Source organism: Ruegeria atlantica (assembly GCF_013032505.1).
In the GTDB taxonomy this organism is placed as follows: Bacteria; Pseudomonadota; Alphaproteobacteria; order Rhodobacterales; family Rhodobacteraceae; genus Ruegeria; species Ruegeria atlantica_F.
Genome location: NZ_WQCG01000002.1, coordinates 957270 through 973342 on the forward strand (window position 1 = coordinate 957270; position 16073 = coordinate 973342).

At 53.6% G+C, this 16073-nt stretch carries 18 protein-coding genes; 3 read left to right on the forward strand and 15 right to left on the reverse strand.

Annotated elements, in window-relative coordinates:
- The first annotated feature begins 62 nt into the window (after nt 1-62).
- Nucleotides 63-527: an RrF2 family transcriptional regulator gene (locus GOW92_RS11350; protein ID WP_170560692.1), complete on the forward strand. Its 465-nt coding sequence runs from the start codon at nt 63-65 to the stop codon at nt 525-527.
- A gap of 184 nt (nt 528-711) precedes the next feature.
- Here the strand turns inward: GOW92_RS11350 and ccoP are convergent, their stop codons facing one another.
- From ccoP to GOW92_RS11395, 9 genes are all read right to left on the reverse strand, one after another.
- Nucleotides 712-1578: a cytochrome-c oxidase, cbb3-type subunit III gene (gene ccoP / locus GOW92_RS11355; RefSeq protein WP_174822501.1), complete on the reverse strand. Its 867-nt coding sequence runs from the start codon at nt 1576-1578 to the stop codon at nt 712-714.
- The gene (locus GOW92_RS11360) at nt 1575-1742 is read right to left on the reverse strand and encodes a cbb3-type cytochrome c oxidase subunit 3 (RefSeq protein WP_170560694.1); all 168 of its coding nucleotides are present in this window, start codon (nt 1740-1742) and stop codon (nt 1575-1577) included. Before GOW92_RS11360 ends, ccoP begins: the two co-directional genes overlap by 4 nt.
- Nucleotides 1739-2470: a cytochrome-c oxidase, cbb3-type subunit II gene (gene ccoO / locus GOW92_RS11365; protein WP_170560695.1), complete on the reverse strand. Its 732-nt coding sequence runs from the start codon at nt 2468-2470 to the stop codon at nt 1739-1741. Before ccoO ends, GOW92_RS11360 begins: the two co-directional genes overlap by 4 nt.
- A 6-nt stretch (nt 2471-2476) precedes the next feature.
- A complete protein-coding gene (ccoN, locus tag GOW92_RS11370; RefSeq protein WP_170560696.1) occupies nt 2477-4099 on the reverse strand; it encodes a cytochrome-c oxidase, cbb3-type subunit I in 1623 nt (540 codons plus the stop codon).
- Nucleotides 4089-4379, reverse strand: a complete 291-nt coding sequence (locus tag GOW92_RS11375; RefSeq protein WP_170560697.1) for a DUF1971 domain-containing protein — start codon at nt 4377-4379, stop codon at nt 4089-4091. The genes ccoN and GOW92_RS11375 overlap by 11 nt, the downstream gene beginning before the upstream one ends.
- The gene (locus tag GOW92_RS11380) at nt 4376-5119 is read right to left on the reverse strand and encodes a DUF2189 domain-containing protein (protein WP_170560698.1); all 744 of its coding nucleotides are present in this window, start codon (nt 5117-5119) and stop codon (nt 4376-4378) included. Before GOW92_RS11380 ends, GOW92_RS11375 begins: the two co-directional genes overlap by 4 nt.
- Complete coding sequence (locus GOW92_RS11385) at nt 5116-5535, reverse strand: group III truncated hemoglobin (RefSeq protein WP_170560699.1); 420 nt, start codon at nt 5533-5535, stop codon at nt 5116-5118. Before GOW92_RS11385 ends, GOW92_RS11380 begins: the two co-directional genes overlap by 4 nt.
- Before the next feature lie 104 nt (nt 5536-5639).
- Complete coding sequence (locus GOW92_RS11390) at nt 5640-6536, reverse strand: catalase (protein WP_170560700.1); 897 nt, start codon at nt 6534-6536, stop codon at nt 5640-5642.
- 152 nt (nt 6537-6688) lie between these two features.
- Entirely contained in the window at nt 6689-7645 is a 957-nt protein-coding gene (locus tag GOW92_RS11395) for a catalase (protein ID WP_254452981.1), read from the reverse strand.
- Nucleotides 7646-7747: 102 nt separating this feature from the next.
- Between GOW92_RS11395 and GOW92_RS11400 the strand changes: the two genes are divergently transcribed.
- A complete protein-coding gene (locus GOW92_RS11400) occupies nt 7748-8200 on the forward strand; it encodes a MarR family winged helix-turn-helix transcriptional regulator (RefSeq protein WP_368040276.1) in 453 nt (150 codons plus the stop codon).
- A gap of 206 nt (nt 8201-8406) precedes the next feature.
- On the opposite strand, the gene GOW92_RS11405 is transcribed toward GOW92_RS11400, so the two are convergent.
- Nucleotides 8407-8970 (reverse strand): phosphohydrolase, encoded by a 564-nt coding sequence (locus GOW92_RS11405; RefSeq protein ID WP_170560702.1) that lies wholly within the window; start codon nt 8968-8970, stop codon nt 8407-8409.
- A gap of 52 nt (nt 8971-9022) precedes the next feature.
- Between GOW92_RS11405 and GOW92_RS11410 the strand changes: the two genes are divergently transcribed.
- Entirely contained in the window at nt 9023-9649 is a 627-nt protein-coding gene (locus tag GOW92_RS11410; RefSeq protein WP_170560703.1) for a TetR/AcrR family transcriptional regulator, read from the forward strand.
- 301 nt (nt 9650-9950) lie between these two features.
- On the opposite strand, the gene GOW92_RS11415 is transcribed toward GOW92_RS11410, so the two are convergent.
- The 5 genes from GOW92_RS11415 to GOW92_RS11435 all read right to left on the reverse strand — a co-directional run bounded on the left by GOW92_RS11415 (nt 9951) and on the right by GOW92_RS11435 (nt 16070).
- Nucleotides 9951-10481: a TetR/AcrR family transcriptional regulator gene (locus GOW92_RS11415; RefSeq protein ID WP_170560704.1), complete on the reverse strand. Its 531-nt coding sequence runs from the start codon at nt 10479-10481 to the stop codon at nt 9951-9953.
- Between the two features lie 148 nt (nt 10482-10629).
- The gene (locus tag GOW92_RS11420) at nt 10630-11094 is read right to left on the reverse strand and encodes a RidA family protein (RefSeq protein WP_170560705.1); all 465 of its coding nucleotides are present in this window, start codon (nt 11092-11094) and stop codon (nt 10630-10632) included.
- A gap of 669 nt (nt 11095-11763) precedes the next feature.
- Complete coding sequence (locus tag GOW92_RS11425) at nt 11764-13017, reverse strand: Tm-1-like ATP-binding domain-containing protein (protein ID WP_170560706.1); 1254 nt, start codon at nt 13015-13017, stop codon at nt 11764-11766.
- A gap of 28 nt (nt 13018-13045) precedes the next feature.
- Nucleotides 13046-14530, reverse strand: coding sequence for an aldehyde dehydrogenase family protein (locus GOW92_RS11430; RefSeq protein ID WP_170560707.1), 1485 nt, complete (start codon nt 14528-14530; stop codon nt 13046-13048).
- Between the two features lie 7 nt (nt 14531-14537).
- On the reverse strand, nt 14538-16070 hold the full coding sequence (locus tag GOW92_RS11435; protein ID WP_170560708.1) for a tripartite tricarboxylate transporter permease: 1533 nt from the start codon (nt 16068-16070) through the stop codon (nt 14538-14540).
- Nucleotides 16071-16073: the final 3 nt, after the last annotated feature.

Genomic DNA, 16073 nt, shown 5'->3' on the forward strand with positions numbered 1-16073 from the left:
TTGAAAAAAGATGTCAACAAAATAGGCATTTTCAAAGCTTATTTTTTATGGGAGATATAGCTATGCAAATTACAAAGTTCTCCGACTATGCCTTGCGCATCCTGATCCACCTCGCCACCCATGAAGAAGGGTTAATGTCGACCCGTGAAATCGCGGCGATGCAGAACTTACCCTTCAATCACCTGGCCAAGATCTCCCAGTGGCTCACACACGAGGGCTATGTAGAATCGGTGCGTGGACGTAACGGGGGCATGCGTATGGCCTTACCTCCTGATGCGATATCGATTGGCGGCCTGCTGCGTAAATCCGAACGCGGAACCCCTTTGGTGGAATGCATGAAGGAAGACGGTGGCTGTTGTGTGATGACGCCCGCTTGTGGGTTGCTACCAATTCTTAACGAAGCTCAGGAGGCGTTCTTTGCTGCCTTGGATAGCAAGACATTGCAGGATGTATTAGAAGGAAATCGCGGAATGAAAAACTTGATCCGGGCGCTAGAAGTTAGCCATGCACTGGCTTCAGATCATTAATACGCAAATTGAAATCGTATAAAATCACGATTTTCATTTAGCTGCGCCCGGCACGACACCTTCAATCGCCTGCCCGTCCCATACCTCGAATGCCATGGAAAGATGCCATGCCTTGAATCCGATGTACCCAATCACCAGGAGCAGGATCATCAGATACATTGCCCTGCGGAATCTTGGGTTTTCTTCAGCTTGGTGCATCTTCTGAATTCCAGAGTAAGTACAATGTCAGCATTCGGATCTGAGCGTCACTCAAGCGCCCGTCCCACGCCGGCATCACACCTTGTCGACCAAAATAGATGCTGTGATAGATAGCGTCCCGGTCGCCCCCATAGATCCAACTTTCATCACCCAAATCCGGCGCGCCGATTTCATACCCCCCGCGGCCGTCATCACCGTGACACGCCGCGCAATTTTCTTCGAAAACCAATCTCCCATTTTCGGCCAACGTCGCATCATGCTGTCGTCCAGACAGAGACAAGACAAATTCCGTGACCTCCTTGACCTGCTGCTTATCGATCATCCCATCCGCACCAAAGGCAAGCATCTGTGCGATCCGTGTATCGTCATGCTGCGCATTGATCCCATATAGAATAGTCGCCTCTATCTCTTCCGGAGAGCCTGACCAAAGCCAATGACCGTCCGCCAGATTGGGAAAGCCAACCTGCCCTTTAAGGTCATTCCGGTGACAAGCGGCACAATTGTCGGCGTAAAGCTTGGAAATCGACGCGCTATACCGCGCCTCAAGCGCGGGGTCTGCGGCCAGTTCCTCAATATCCCCGAGTGCGAAGGGCGCGAACGCTACCTCTCGATCTGCATCAGCTTGCAAAAGTGCAGTCATAACTTCGGCGCGCGAGGAATAGCCAAGCATTCCCTTCGCGTAGTCACGCACACTCGGGAAAGATGGGTAAAACACCCAATACAGCGCTGCTACGAAAATACTGATCCAAAGCGCCCATCGGGCAGCCCAGGGAACGGGTGTGTCCAGCTCTTTGATGCCGTCCCATTCATGGCCTGTCAGATCGGTGCCGGAAACGGGATCCTTTTCCTTCATCGCCACGGCTGATCCTCCCGGCTATCGAGTGGGGATTGGGCGGCATCGTCGTAGACTTTCCGGCGCGAGGGCCAATAAGTCCAAATCGATGCAGCTAAAAAGACGACCAGCAGGTAGATTGCGCCCCAAGTCTTAGAGAAAACGAGAACTGTATCATGTGTCATCGTTGGACCTCCTCAAGGTTCAACGAGTCCAGATCAGCCAAGGTGCCAAGAACCTGAAGATAGGCCACAAGGGCATCCATTTCCGTCAGCTTGCCCGGTTGCCCGTCATAGTCCCGAACCTGAACGTTTTCACCGTAACTTGCCTGCAACTCTCCTTCAAAGTACTGCTCAGCATCCGCCTGCCATTCGGCGTCCTTTTCGGCGTTTTCGATCTGGGCGTCCGTATAAGGCACACCAGCCCGGCTGAGCGCTGTCAGCGAGGCAGGTAAATGCCCAGTCGCAAGGCGCGTCTCGGACAAAAACGCATAGCCCGGCATGATCGACCCATCGACCAGCTCTCGCGGCGCTTCCAGATGCGCTACATGCCATGCATCGGAGTATTTGCCGCCAATGCGCGCCAAGTCCGGCCCTGTACGTTTCGAGCCCCATTGAAACGGATGGTCATACATGCTTTCGGCAGCCAGGCTATAATGCCCATAACGTTCTATGTCCGACCGTAGGGTCCGGATCATCTGACTGTGGCAGGCATAGCAGCCCTCGCGTACATAGATATCGCGCCCGGCAAGTTCCAGCGGCGTGTAGGGCCGCATGCCTTCGACTTTTTCCACTGTGTTTTCGATCGTGAACAACGGCGCGATTTCGACAATGCCACCGATCGATGCAACCATCAGGATTGCCGTTGCAAACCCAAGTGAATGGCGTTCGAGTTTTTGGTGCTGAGTGCTCATCGGGACTTACTCCGCCGGCTGCTGGATCAAAGGTCCAGCTGCCCGGGTTTGGGCGATCTTCGGCCCGCTCACAGTCATGTAGATGTTGTATGCACCGATGCAGGCTCCGATCAGATACAACAGCCCTCCTATCGCGCGGGCGACATAGTAGGGATGCATCGCGATCACGCTGTCCAGGAAGGAATAGAGGAAAGCGCCGTCCGCATCATAGGTCTGCCACATCAGCGATTGCGTGATGCCGCTGTTCCACATCGCGCCGACGTAAATCAGCGTTCCGCTCAGGGCGAGCCAGAAGTGCCAGGCTTCCAGCCGCAAGGAATATACGCCTTCCCGCTTCCATATCCAGGGCACCAATTTGTACAGGGCACCAAAGGTGATGAAGGCAACCCAACCCAAGGCGCCGGCATGAACGTGCCCAACCGTCCAGTCGGTATAGTGGCTTAGCGAGTTTACCGGGCGGATCGCCATAAACGAACCTTCAAATGTCGACAGCCCATAGAACAAAATTGCGACCATCATGAACCGGACCGCCGGGTCCGTCCGGACTTTATCCCAAGCCCCGTTGATCGTAAGGATGCCGTTGAACACAGAGGCCCAGCTGGGGACCAGCAGAATGATCGACATGGTCATGCCAAGATACTGAACCCAGTCAGGCAGGGCCGTATAGTGCAGGTGATGCGATCCGGCCCAGAGGTACAGAAAAGTGATCCCCCAAAACCCCACAATCGACATGCGGTACGAATAGATCGGCCGGTTCACAGATTTGGGCAGGAAGTAATAGAGCATCCCCAAGAAACCTGCCGTAAGCAGGAATCCAACTGCGTTATGCCCGTACCACCACTGCGTCATGGCATCCTGTGTCCCCGAAAAAAGCGAGTAACTTTTGGGGTATGCGATGGAGACGGGGACCGAGAGGTTGTTCACCGTGTGCAGCATCGCGATCACGACGATGAAAGCCAGATAGTACCAGTTGGCCACATAGATATGCGGCTCTGCCCGGCGCGAGAGGGTCTTTAGATAAAGCGCGAGGTACCCTACCCATACAACCAGCAACAAAAGATCCGCATACCATTCCGGTTCCGCATATTCCTTAGATTGGGTAATCCCCAAGGGGTAGCCGGTCGCCGCAAGGACCATGAAAAGGTTATAGCCCCAAAACACCATCCAAGGCAGTGTTTCACTGGCCAGTCTTGCCCGAGAGGTGCGCTGCACCACGTAAAATGAAGTCGCGATTAGTGCGTTGCCGCCAAATCCAAAGATTACCGCAGACGTATGTACCGGACGCAACCGGCCAAAATTCGACCAGAACACATCCCCGTTCAATGCCGGAAAGGCAAGCTGCCAAGCCAGAATGTCTCCGACGGTAAAACCGACCAAGGCCCAAAATAGCGCAGCTATGACACCGTAACGCGTGACCTTGTCATTATACTCAAGCGGGATGTCCCGGACTTCTTCGCTCATTCGGGTGATCATCCAGAGCAACCCCCAACCGGCGAAGATGGCAATCATCCAACCATGGAGCACATAGGCAAGAGGTACACCCCAACCAAGAATGGCCGCTCCGCCGACCAAAACAATGGCAAGGGCACACAGGACCAAAACGTTTTCGACGGTATTATTATTCAGCATCTGGGCTCTCCTGCCGGTGAAAACGCACCTCGAATGCAACCTCCCCTATGGGGTTTACGGAGTGAGTTTCCTGGGGCGCAAAGACCGCCGTTTCACCCGCAGCCAACACCAAGTCATCTTTGTTGTTCCGGCGCAGCAAGAGCTGGCCGGATTGCACGGCCAACTGACCCCAGACACCGGCTTTCGTGCTGTGATCCTTGCGCAATTTTTCTGGCAGAGTGTCGTGTGTGAATTGTGAAGTCGCATAGTGCACCACGCCTTTCGGAAGGGCTTCTGTCATTTCGCGTCTCCATGGAAAAGCTCGGCATAGGCATGCCAGGTTGAGTATCCCAGCAAAGGGAAAACTACGGCCAGTCCTATCAGACCTGTTAAAACCCCCAACAAAGTCAGCGCGGTAATCACACCGCCCCAACACAGGCAAAGTCGAAAATTGTGAGTGGTGGCATTAAAACTCAGCCCCATCGCTGAGAAGCCATCGATCTTGCGATCTACGAGCATCGGTAGCGAAAAGGCTGAGACAGCGAACCCCAAGGACGCAAACAATCCGCCGATCAAAGATCCAGAGATCAACAAAGCCCAGCCCGACGGTGTGCTGATCATCAGCAGTACAGTATCAGCGAAGCCAGAGAACGGGCGCAGACCATATACGATGGCGAACATGATTGTCGCGGCACGTATCCAAGTCAGGGCAAACACCATGAGGATCGCGCCGACCAGAGCAATCTGACCTTTCGCTACAGTTGGTCCAGTGTCACCGCTCGCGATCGAATACAAACCAACGGTTGCAATGGGCCCAACAAGCATGCCACCAGCCAAAAGTGGCAGCAGAACCCAACCTTGACCACTGAATACAAGGCCCGCGACACACACCCATCCCAACAGAACAAGCGCGACGCCATAACATAGGGAATAAACAATGTTCGCTTTGAAATCGCACCACCCCGCTCGCAACCAACGCTTCACGACTTGGATCGGCGGCTCGGGAATGACCTGCGCTTTTGAATACAACGAAATGGTCATGACAACACCGGAGGGGCACCCGCCTCGCGACGAAAGTTTTCGATCCCAAAGGTCAAACCTTTACCGATCCGGTTGGCCAAATGTGTAAAAGCTTGGGCGGTATCTGGCTGCAAAACCTGATGCGCGGTTTTCTCAAACAGGTCGAGCCAAATGGGGAAATGCTCAGGAAGAACATCCGAATTCGCCAGATGTACCTGCATCGGATTTCCGGAATATCCAGGTTCCCTTAGGATCGCACCGCGCCAAAACGAAGCGATCTTTTCTTCATGTGCCTGCCAATCCTGAATGACCTCATTGAACACAGGTCCCAAATCGGGATGTGCTCTTACCTCCACATAAAACCTGCAAACCAGTATCCCTATTTCTTCGGCGGAAATTTCAAACATCTGTGGTTTGGAAACCGTTGCAGCTGACATCAGAATCTACTCCATTTCAGGCTCCTGTTTTGTCTCCTTTAATAGGCATTGTCAATACCTATTAAAGGAGACGCCAGCCCACCTGAGGAACCCCAACCGGCCCCTTAGACGGATCGCCTCGCCGCAGATTCCGCGTAGGCTCCACTTCGCAAGGAAAAAACGCCATCTAGGGGCGCTCGAACTCCTTCCGGCATGCGAGATGGGTCGAACACCTTTTTGGTGCTTTCTGCGCGATCATCCGGTAGCTCAACCTGAATTGTCCCAAGATCAACTGTGGTATGTGCCCCACCCCACGGCACAGTCGGATCAGACACGTTGTCAGAGTCGTTCGCGATCACCAACTTCAACGACCAGCGGGCGGGTCCATCGCAGAGCTTTTCCAGGAACCTGTCATGCAGGAATTCATCCGAGAGGGTTTCCATCTCTTCCTTGGTCAACCCCAATCGCCCACTCTCGGGCTCCAGCAGAATTCGGGCAAAGATATCCCTTCCACTCAAATCAAACCGATAGGCATGACCGGAATGGTAGCATTCGGACGAATAACAGCGGCAGGGCGCAACAGACTTCAAATATTGTTGGTGCGGCACCGTATTGGGGTTTGCCTCATTAAAGACTTCTACCAACTTCGGATCCGGAACACCGGTGTCCGGATCAGGAATACGCGCAGCAAGAAAAGTCCGGAATTGTGCAGCAGAGTTGGCAAAGAAAACCGGGCACGAAATTAGCGTCAGAACCCAAGCTTCCGATCCTTTTCTGATCTCCAGTCCGATCCCACGCACCGTGGGGCTTTTGTCACTGATGCCGGGCTTTCCACCTCCAACGGAAAAACGCGCCGTAACCTTGCATTCATTGTTCAACATCGGGATCTGAACTCTCGACTCTTTCGCCGCAGGACAGAAACGTCCCTGTGCTGTAAACCCCTTTGCGTGTGACGCGCGATAGCCATAATGACGGCCAAACGTTCCATTCAATGCGTCGATCAGCTTTACTGCCTGTGACATGACGTTCTCCTTGGTCAGTTATCGAGCAGGCAGGGAAAACCCTCTTAAAGAGGCTGTATTGCCCATGCATTTTGCTCATTGAGAATACGTATTTCCGGCAGCGCAGAGCATCACAGGAAATCAATTGATCCACTGGATTAGCGGAACCGAAGTTATTCTTTTTCAGACAACCGCGTTCCCACACCATGTGCGTAGATCAACGACCGCGCTTGCAACATGGGATCACTTGATGGCGCAAAGCCTTCGCTCAAGATCAGCGGGTCAAAGTTGATCTCGTCACACCGCCCGTGGGCCTCGGCCATCGCAGCATTCGCTGTGAAGCGCGCCGCAACGATTTCTGTGTGATCGCCGATCCACTGAACAGAGGGATCTTCGACATCGTCATCAGCGTTAGCCAGAACGATAACCATATCCCAAGACACGCCCCCGCTGGCGATATTGGCTTGCATGTTTTCGATGAAGAAGTCGGGGTGTGCGTCAACAACGATGCCCTCCTGCCCCGATGGTCGGAAATAGAACCGCATCGCAGTTTCTTGACCAGCGTCGTTCACAAGAAGGAAAGAATTCACGCTGTAGTAGGTTGTACCCTCATGCGGTCGAAGCGACTTATCCAACGCGCCATGATACTCGCTGTAGGTCTTCAATGAAGGATTGGCCGCTGCAAACGCCTTGGTTGCTCCCGCTCCTGTGGCCTTGGCACGCAAAAGTTCGACGAACGCTTCGCTCGTCGGCACCGGAAAGAAGTGTTCGGTGTTCACGGCAATCACGTGCAAGTCATCATCCGGCGTCGTGATCTCCATCGATAACCCAAGTAGCCCGTATTTGTTGTCCGCCGGGTCTGACCTTCCACCTTTATGCGACACTCGTGCAATAACCGAAGATTCAGTAGTGAACAAAGGACTGTTGGAATATGCCTTGATTGCCTGATCTACCGGCGCAAACGTGCCCTCAACGCAAAATCCTTTGGTGTGGTTGCGACGTTTACCCTCAGTCACACCAAACAAGTTTTCGAAGGCGGCGAAACCCTTCTCAAAGTCGAAGTCTTCTTCAGCAACAACATTCGTCGCCGTCAAACATAAGCCCATAGTCAATACGCTGCGTCTGATCATTGCATCCTCCTTTCGTTTTATTAGCTAGCTATTACTTAGCTACCTAATTATTTGCAAGTAAAAACTTCATGTGCTAAAGTCAACAAGATCAAACCAATGAGAGTGGCCACCTTGTCCAAGACGAAAAAGTCAGAGACCGGCGGAGATGTTCGGCTGGACAATCAATTGTGTTTCGCAGTCTACGCCGCCTCGCATAAAATAGAGCAGCATTATCAGATGCTTCTAAAGGCCCAGGGGCTGACCTACACCCAGTACTTGGTCTTGATGGCATTGTCCGAAGAAGATGGTGTATCCATTTCTACTTTGGCGAAACGGCTTGACGTTTCCGGAGCGACGATGACGCCGTTACTGCGGCGCCTCGAAGAAAAAGACCTGTTACGGCGTGAAACTCGGGACGGGAACGAGCGTCAAAAGATTGTCACTCTAACTGAAACGGGGCGCAGCATCTGGATAAAAAGCTGCGGAATTTCATCTGAAGTCTTTTCCCGAATTGGCCTTACTCAACATGAGGCAGACGACATCATACGAATTTGCAAGAAGATCGCAGGCAAGTAGTCCGTCATCGAAGTGCGAATGACATCTCAGATCTTCTTTTAAATTCTCAAAAATTTTTTTTGAGCCTCCAAACCAGTCCCCGCTCTTTGCTATGTGCACCGCAACTCTGACGAAAACGCTCCTGCTGTGCCAAACAATGAATTACGAGGTGGCGGTTTGATGTGAAGCGTTCTTTGGTCTTTTTCACCACGGACGCCCACGCCCAACTACCACTTAAACACGCGCCTCAAGACACGTAGGTTGCCACTCAGTTTGTTTCCGCCGAGATCACCCGCAAACCTCTGGAGTACATTGCCGAAATCATAGTTCGGGATTGCATCTTGCACGGCCTTAACCTGAGCCTTGCTCAAACCTTTCCGAATTTTGCCATCGGTTGCATCGATCCAATCGCCCTTGCGAACGGCTTCTATGACGCGCTGATTTGGCCCGCGATAGGGGAAAACCTTGTGATGCCAGTGAATCGCGTCCCGCAGTAAGTGAGGGTCGAACCCCCAGCCAAATTTATCGTTGTCTGCTAAGGCATGCTCTTCTGACGGTTCCAGATAGGCAAGCTCGTTTTCTGTCCAAAGGCCGATGTCGTGATAGACAAATACGGTCTCGACCAAGGGTCTTGCCTCTTCATCACCTTCGAGAAAATGCATTGTATAGGTGATCACACGATACACGTGCCCCCGATACGCTGGGTAATCGTCGCCAATAATGTCGCGGTAAGGGGCAAACAGGCTTTCAACACGATCACTATGATCGATAATTTTTATCTCATCTGACATCTTGCTGGCTCACTTGGAATTGGCGGGCTTTAGTTGTAATCGGGTGATTACAATGACGCGCAACGGTAAGTCAACGGGTGATTACTTGAGTATTGAAATAGACCAACCAACCAAGTCCAGCGCGAAGAAGCGCAACCCAGCCGCAACCAAAGACGCTCTGCTTGATGCAGCGCGAACAGAATTTCAGCGGATAGGGTATGAGGCGGCAAGCACACGCAATATCGCGTCAGATGCCGGGTGCAATGCTGCGCTCATCAATCGTTACTTTGGCTCGAAGATCGGCTTATTCGAAGCTGTCATGGAAGAATGCATTGATCTTGCCCCCCTTAGCGGTTTGTCACCAAATGAGATGGTTGCGACCTTGGCCGACATCGCTTTGGGAAAAGCTGATCCAAAGGATGACTTTGATCCTATGATCATCGCTATCAAGTCTTCCGGCTCCGAGGAAGCGCACGACGTTATTCGCAACAAGCTCGGTAACCCGATGGTCAAGCAACTTGCTGCTTTGATCGGCGGCAACGACGCTGATCAAAAGGCTGGGATGTTACTCAGCATCGTCTCAGGAATGTTCGTTGGTCGTGTTTCAGTGGACGCCGATGCTCTATCGGCAGACAATGATGACGTTTTAAAAGTGTTGTTAAATGACGCGATGATGGCCGTTTTATTATCAGGATCGTGAATTAGTCCGGTCATGTGCTCTTCTGCTGCGAAACCGCCATTTTTGCGTGGTGCAGCATCGGGAATATCGGGCTCGAAGCCGAGCTCGGAGGCGGTGCAGCACTTTGAGTTTAGGTGCTCCGGTCAACGTCGGGTTGAGGTGTCTGCCAGCCTGGCCTCGTTGAATTCACCGACCTTCAGACGTAAATACATCCAGACGATCAATCAGGGCATTTGTCGTTGACCAATATTGCGCCCGTGCGGTTACTCGTCGTGGACAGCAAGATACGCAACGAACATGTGCCGGTTTTGAGGCGACAGAATTAACTTTTGTCTATTGTTTTGAACAGCTGGTCCCATTCCTTATCGGCAAGCGACACAAAACCCAGCGACCTAATTGCTATCAACGCTTGATTGATCAGCAAAGCGACTTCTGGACCTTTTCCGGGTTCCTCGCTCGTTTGAACCATAGCAAGTTTTCCGTCGAACCAATCACGTGATCGCGCCCTGAGGTCATTGCTCTGCGTGACAAGGATCATCATAGCGCTGTGATGTTTGGGCTTGTTCTCATACGCCAATCGAGTTGCCTGAACTTGGATTTCGACTTCGCTCGTAGAGGAGGGTGACGCTGCCCGAACTTGCTGTACTGCTTCTTGAAGTGTTGCTTCCCAACGCTCCAGCAGATCTGAGATCAGCTTGTCTCGTGTTCCGAAGTTAGATTGAATACCGCCCTTGGAAACACCAGCCATCTGCGCCACATTAGCAATAGAAAGCGCATGAGTGCCTTTTTCCAAGATCAGCTTTTCGGCCGCATCCAATAGCATATCCTTGTTTAGTTTTTGATGCCTTGCCATTGATGATTGCCTCCAGAAACACCCGCTTAATAACGTTTTGGGGATATTGATGTCACCAGAAATGCAGGCGGATATCATCAAGAAGATGGACAAAAAGACCGGGGGCGAACTTGCCCCGGTCGGATTGCTCTCTTGGATCTGGAAACCCTTAGGCGCCCACCGCATGACCGACAAGTTCAACCTTCATGCCCGGGAATGCAAAGCCAGAGATTTGTAGCAGAGCGCCTCCAAACCGCGCACCACCATCAACCGTCACGCGTTGATGGATCGTCTCCTCAAAGACCTCAAAGAACTCCTGCATATCCGTGGTAAAAACATTCAAGGTTATTAGATTGCTCCAATCCATGCCGGCCGCTGACAGCGCTTTTTCCATATTGTCGAGCGTCTGATTGATTTGACCGGCGATACTGTTCGGGTGCTGCACTTCTCCATTCTCATCGGTCGGACCTTGTCCTGCCATGTAGAATGAGCGGTGCGGTCCCGACACCACGTTGCCTGTGACAAAGCCGTAACCTGCCTGCCAAGGCAATGGCTCGATCACCTTTCGATCAATTGAGGCGTTGGGTGTATCAGCAGAAGCGCCGGTTGGTAGCGCAGTAATTCCTGCTACCACGGCCCAAATGGCAGAGTGTTTTCAAAGAACTTCCTTCGCCCTTCATTGATTTTGTCGGAGCGGTATTTTTCTCGGTCAGTCGTTTGCATCATCGTTTTTCCATATTCTGACAGGGTCCATGATCCCTCAAAGCGACATTTAAATACGTTCGTATTTAAATGCAATCGTCAGAATTATTTCCCAGCATAGCCAACGTTGTTCTGTGCTGCAGTTCAGATGCCGAAGCTTTGACAAAGCCTCATCTGCACATCGCAGACATCGATTCTGGCTGTGGCCCTGGGCTCCTTGCTGACCTCGGAGGCAGCGCAGCATGTTTTGATAAAGTGTTTCAGCCAACGTCTGGTTATCGTGCTGGGAAGGCCCGGCAGATCGGAGGATCAGTTACGGAAACACCAAATTTTCCTGCCATACAGTTCGAGACTGGGCGCGATTTGGCGGCATGACTGAACCTCTCACCACTTAACTGGTGCAACAGCGATCAGCGCGGCTTCAATACTGTGTTATGCTAAGGCCAGTTCCTGGGTTGTAGTTTGTCCGGGACCAACCGCTCATCTTCACCAGCGACCACCCTGTATTCAAACAGTGGATCCCCAATAAAATTTTACGCCACAAAACCATGTCGAGTCATAGTTTGCCGCTGACTTCCAGAAAAGCCGCCGTCCGCCTTGGTCAAACAGCTTCGGGAATGTTGCCTTTTTCAACAACACCTTCAGCAACCCATGTGTCGAACTGGCCCAAAACTGCGTCAACGAATGCCACGTCGTTGATATGAGCCGTGACTTCGGTCACCGGCGTTACGGCCGGCATGACAAGACGAGCTTCATCTATCATGGCTTCACGCGCCTCGGAATCGTAGGCGTCTCCTCCGACTCGGTCCCATTCCTCAATGCCTTCAAGGGGCAGAAAAAAATGTGCCGGAGCAGCGGACGCTGACAAGCGGTTAGCGACTTCCCGGATGGTCGCTCGTCGCTCTTCTGCGTTGAACACCGCGCTTTTGATCAGGCGGTTATGTTCATGGAACGGGCGATCGGCATATTGATCGGGGATGTCCTGCCAACCGGCAAAATCCAAAAGATCCAGCGCGCCCGGTGCCACCATCTGTGGCACACCCGCACGCCCGGCATTTGTCAGCCTGTCCTGTCCCGAAGACACCAATGACCCTGCCAGCATGTTGGCGAATTCTTGCATGCAGAAATCCATTACACAGCAGAACGCACCCTCACCCGCAAGTTTCTCGAAGGCCATGCCGCCCATGCCCGTTGAATGGAACACAGCCACTTCGTAACCCCGTTCTTCCAACGCGGGTTTCAGAGTTTTCATGTATCGCAGACAGGATGAACCCAACGAGGTCATTCCGATCATCGGGCGATCACGCAGCGGGCGCTGAACGGCCCGGGCAGCGCCCAACACAGCGCCTGCCGCCTGGCTCAGCGATGAACGGCAAACCGAGTTCATACCATAAAGCCCGCCTGCCCACAGGATCATCTGAATATCCGGTGCCAAACGATGCGGTGGGATCAACGGTGAGAAGCTGACGGTCGAGACGATGTATTTTGGCACACCCATCGGTAAAGCCTGTGCGCAATCCAGCGCCAGATCAGTACCCATCGTACCACCAGTTGCCAGCATCGCGTCGAACCTGCCTTCGGCGTAGACCTGTGCCACAACTACTGCCGCGCCCTGCGACATCACACGAAAAGCCTTGTTTTCGTCGCCGAGCGCAATCACCTCTTCTATGGTCATGCCACCGGCCGCGGCCACATCATGTTTGGAAATGTCTGTAGCAGCAGACGGGTCTCCAAGAACCGAGACATCCATGGTCAGCACATTGCCACCCTGCGCCTTGATGCATTCTTCGATGTACCGCATCTCGGGGTCTTTGGTGTCATAGGTGCCGATCAGCAAAATCGTTTTTTTGCTCATGGTTATCTTCTCCTCCCAGGTCTTTGTCTTACAGCTGAAACCAGGCCGTTTTCAGATCGAAGTACTTCTCAATTGCGTGCAACGACTTGTCGTGGCCATTGCCCGACTGCTTTACACCACCCAGAGGCACTGTACCGTCCGCACCGCCGTAGGTATTGACGTGAACCACGCCCGAACGGATGCCGGCCACCATACGATGAGCTCGGCTCAGGTTCGCGGTCCAGACACCAGCGGCCAGACCATAGTCGCTGTCATTGGCAAGGTGCAGGGCCTCGTCCTCATCTTTGAATGGGGTGACGGCCAGAACCGGGCCAAATACCTCGTTGCGGAACAGATTGTCGGTGGGTTTGACCCCGTTCATCACCGTGGGCGACATGTAGTAGCCTCCGGTTTCGGTCAGGATACGCTCGCCGCCGGTGCGGCGCTCGGCACCTTCTGTTTCGGCCCTGGCAACGAAACCCAGATTGCTTTCCAGTTCCGGCAACGAGTGCACTGCACCGATCTGGGTGTTCAGATCCAACGGGTCTCCAACCCGGAATTCCTGTGCATGTTTAACAATCTCGGCAACGAAGTCTTCGTGGATATCCTCCTGCACCAGCAGGCGTGATCCTGCGACGCAAATCTGTCCTGAATTACGGAAGATACCTGCGGCAGAGACCTTGGCCGCCTGCGCCAGATCGGGGGCATCGTTAAAGACGATGTTGGGCGACTTGCCGCCCAATTCCAAGTAGCACCGCTTCAGGTTCGAGCGCGCCGAGTATTCCAGCAGCCGCCGACCCGTCGCACCGGACCCGGTGAAAACCATGACGTCTACATCCATCGAAAGTGCCAGCGTCTCTCCCACGACACCGCCCTTGCCGGTGACAACATTCAGAACACCGTCCGGCACACCTGCCTCAAGCGCCAGTTCCGCCAGACGCAGAAGGGTCAAAGACGCTGATTCCGCCGGTTTCAGAACCACCGAATTGCCAGCTGCCAGCGCAGGCGCGACTTTCCACGCGCCGATCATCATCGGCATGTTCCAAGGCACAATCGCGCCCACAACACCTACCGGCGCGTGATGCACAAGCCCCAGAACGTTTTCCGCTGTGGGTGCAATCTGGCCATAGATTTTGTCAATTGCCTCGCCGTAGTAGCGGAATGTGCCTGCCGCCGACATCGGCTCGGCCTTCATGGCCATATTGATTTCCGTGCCGTTGTCCCGCACCCCTAGAACTGCCAGCTCCAGCGCGTGTTTTTCGATCAGATCAGCCAGTTTCAACAGCACCTTCTTACGCGCGGCAGGGGCCTGACGCGACCAACGGCCGTCCTCGAACGCTGCGCGGGCAGCCGCGATGGCCCGCTCCATATCCTCGGGGGTTCCTGCGGCGATTTGGGTCAACACGCTGCCATCTATGGGAGAGATCACATCCAGGTTTTCGCCCCCGGCCGAAGCCTGCCATTGTCCGTCAATCAGATGCGTAAGAGCAGATACAGATTCGTTGCGCAGGGCATCGATGGAAATTTGATCCATTTGTCGCTTATCCTTGCTGGTTCGGATGGTCAGAATCCACTGCAGGCAAATTGGGTTCTGGTCGTAGTTTGTTCTTGAATTCGAAGTACAACGTGCGGAAGTGCAGGATCACAATCAGCACAATCAGCCCGAAAAGAATGGCCGCGATGGGGCGGTCGATGAAGTCCAGTGGCGATTTTACCCGCGCCATGGCGCTGCGCAGCTTGGTCTCCATGATACCGCCCAGAACCATGCCCAGAATGATTGGAACAATCGGCAGGTCCAGCCGTTTGAGTATCAGGCCGAACACCCCGAACCCGGCGGCAATCGCGCAATCTGTGATCGAGTTGCGCAGGCTGTACACCCCGACAAACGCCAGGATCAGGATCATTACCCCAAGGAACCGTGTCGGTATCTGAATGATCTTGAGCAGCAAATTGGTCGAGAACAGCAGGAACACCAGAACGATCACGTTCAGCAGGATCAGCGCCATGTATAACGCCATAACGAAATCCATCTGGGTCTCGAACAGCTGCGGCCCGGGGATCACGTTGTGAACATAAAACACCGAGAGCATCATCGCGGTCAGTGCTTCCCCCGGGATGCCAAGCGCCAAAAGTGGGATCATCGCAGCCCCTGGGACGGCGTTGTTCGCCGCCTCGGACGCCACCAGCCCTTCGGGCGATCCGTCACCAAATTTCTCCGGCTCTTTCGAGGTTTTCTGGGCATAGGTGTAGGACAGGAACTGCGATGTGAATTCGCCGGTGCCGGGCACCATTCCCATGAGCACACCAATGCTGGACGATACCGTGGCGATACGCTTGATGCCCAACAGTTCTTTCAGACCAGCAAACATGTTGCCGTTTACATGCGTGTCGCCCGGCGCGTGGTTTTTTTCCAGCAACAGCAGAAATGCCTGACTGATCGCGAATAGGCCCAGCACGACAACGATAAGATCGATGCCTGACGCCAGCCAGCTTTGATCAAAGGTGAACCGGCGGGTATATTTCACCGGCTCCAGTCCCACAGTATTCAGAAAAACGCCGAAGGCCGCCAGCATCCCGGCTGCAAAGATCTGCCCCCGATGGGCCAGTACCACCAGAACGATACCCAACAGCGCGGCCAGAAAAATCTCGCGACTTCCGAAATGTGGGGCTACCAGGGCCAGCACGGGGGACAACACCATCAGGCAGATAATCGCAAAGACGCCGCCAAAGAATGACGCCGAATAGGCCAACGCCAGAGCACGATGCCCCTGCCCTCGTTTCGTCATGGGATAACCATCATACGTGGTAAGCGCATTGACGGCAGTGCCCGGCGTGTTGATCAGGATTGCGGGAATGGCTCCGCCATACATGGACGAGCCGTAGATGCCCAACAACAGGATCAGACCCACGATTGGTTCAAAGGCAAAAGTGGCCGGCAAAAGGATTGCGATGGCGACCGCAGCACCCACGCCGGGCAAAGCACCGATGATGACGCCACCGATCGAACCGATCAGCAGGGCGACAATGACCTGCCATTGCAGCAGGATAGAAACTCCGGACAGAAGCGTTTCCATGAC

Bases quoted from the DNA above. Each gene is read 5' to 3' on its own strand.
- GOW92_RS11380 (WP_170560698.1), bottom strand. From the start codon at position 5,119: ATGACCATTTCGTTGTATTCAAAAGCGCAGGTCATTCCCGAGCCGCCG.
- GOW92_RS11385 (WP_170560699.1), bottom strand. From the start codon at position 5,535: ATGTCAGCTGCAACGGTTTCCAAACCACAGATGTTTGAAATTTCCGCC.
- GOW92_RS11395 (WP_254452981.1), bottom strand. From the start codon at position 7,645: ATGATCAGACGCAGCGTATTGACTATGGGCTTATGTTTGACGGCGACG.
- GOW92_RS11360 (WP_170560694.1), bottom strand. From the start codon at position 1,742: ATGACACATGATACAGTTCTCGTTTTCTCTAAGACTTGGGGCGCAATC.
- GOW92_RS11430 (WP_170560707.1), bottom strand. From the start codon at position 14,530: ATGGATCAAATTTCCATCGATGCCCTGCGCAACGAATCTGTATCTGCT.
- ccoO (WP_170560695.1), bottom strand. From the start codon at position 2,470: ATGAGCACTCAGCACCAAAAACTCGAACGCCATTCACTTGGGTTTGCA.
- GOW92_RS11390 (WP_170560700.1), bottom strand. From the start codon at position 6,536: ATGTCACAGGCAGTAAAGCTGATCGACGCATTGAATGGAACGTTTGGC.
- GOW92_RS11415 (WP_170560704.1), bottom strand. From the start codon at position 10,481: ATGGCAAGGCATCAAAAACTAAACAAGGATATGCTATTGGATGCGGCC.
- GOW92_RS11405 (WP_170560702.1), bottom strand. From the start codon at position 8,970: ATGTCAGATGAGATAAAAATTATCGATCATAGTGATCGTGTTGAAAGC.
- ccoP (WP_174822501.1), bottom strand. From the start codon at position 1,578: ATGAAGGAAAAGGATCCCGTTTCCGGCACCGATCTGACAGGCCATGAA.
- GOW92_RS11375 (WP_170560697.1), bottom strand. From the start codon at position 4,379: ATGACAGAAGCCCTTCCGAAAGGCGTGGTGCACTATGCGACTTCACAA.
- GOW92_RS11425 (WP_170560706.1), bottom strand. From the start codon at position 13,017: ATGAGCAAAAAAACGATTTTGCTGATCGGCACCTATGACACCAAAGAC.
- GOW92_RS11410 (WP_170560703.1), top strand. From the start codon at position 9,023: ATGACGCGCAACGGTAAGTCAACGGGTGATTACTTGAGTATTGAAATA.
- GOW92_RS11435 (WP_170560708.1), bottom strand. From the start codon at position 16,070: ATGGAAACGCTTCTGTCCGGAGTTTCTATCCTGCTGCAATGGCAGGTC.
- GOW92_RS11350 (WP_170560692.1), top strand. From the start codon at position 63: ATGCAAATTACAAAGTTCTCCGACTATGCCTTGCGCATCCTGATCCAC.
- ccoN (WP_170560696.1), bottom strand. From the start codon at position 4,099: ATGCTGAATAATAATACCGTCGAAAACGTTTTGGTCCTGTGTGCCCTT.